Origin of the sequence: Aerococcus sp. 1KP-2016 (assembly GCF_002252085.1) — a bacterium.
In the GTDB taxonomy this organism is placed as follows: Bacteria; Bacillota; Bacilli; order Lactobacillales; family Aerococcaceae; genus Aerococcus.
Map to the genome: position 1 here is coordinate 1 of NZ_NEEY01000116.1, position 252 is coordinate 252.

The 252-nt window shown below is 35.7% G+C and carries 1 protein-coding gene; it reads right to left on the reverse strand.

What is annotated here, in order from left to right; genetic code table 11:
- Positions 1-252, reverse strand: a 252-nt coding sequence (locus B9P78_RS09640; RefSeq protein ID WP_148138611.1) for a DDE-type integrase/transposase/recombinase, incomplete at both ends; no start/stop codon positions are given.

The window sequence follows — 252 nt, forward strand, 5'->3', positions numbered from 1 at the left end:
CTGGAAAACAGGATATGTATAATGAACACCTTGATCTGAGTGGATATACCTGTCCATTAATGGCATATCTTTAATCACATCATTCAATTTATCCAGTGTTTCATAAACTAAGTTCATTTTTAAGCTAGTTGAGAAGTGGTGTGCAACAATCTCGCCTGTAGCACCATCTTTAACAGCTGAAAGATAAGCCCATTGTCCACTTCCATAAGGAAGATAAGTGATGTCTGTTAGAAACACTTTATATGGCATATT